Origin of the sequence: Winogradskyella poriferorum (assembly GCF_050618035.1) — a bacterium.
In the GTDB taxonomy this organism is placed as follows: Bacteria; Bacteroidota; Bacteroidia; order Flavobacteriales; family Flavobacteriaceae; genus Winogradskyella; species Winogradskyella poriferorum_A.
On the sequence record NZ_JBODPY010000232.1, the window covers coordinates 1 to 221 of the forward strand.

1 protein-coding gene is annotated in these 221 nt (G+C 29.0%); it reads right to left on the minus strand.

Going from position 1 to position 221, the window contains the following annotated elements; all coding sequences use genetic code 11:
* The coding region (locus ACRHOC_RS15595; RefSeq protein ID WP_431159490.1) for a hypothetical protein at window positions 1-221 on the minus strand (221 nt) is incomplete at both ends.

Below are 221 nucleotides of genomic sequence, written 5' to 3' on the forward strand. Positions count from 1 at the left end.
TTAAGGTCCACATATTCTCTTGCCATTAAATCATTCAATCTTGGAGGACCTAAATCAGGATTTCTATTTCTAACAGTCAATAATTCTTTTTGAGAAAATTCTTTTTCAAATTTATCTACTATTGTTAAGCCTCCACATTTACGGATATGAACAAAGATACATTTGTATTTATGAGATACCATTAAATTAATTATTGCGTTTATTGGCGCTATTAGACGAAA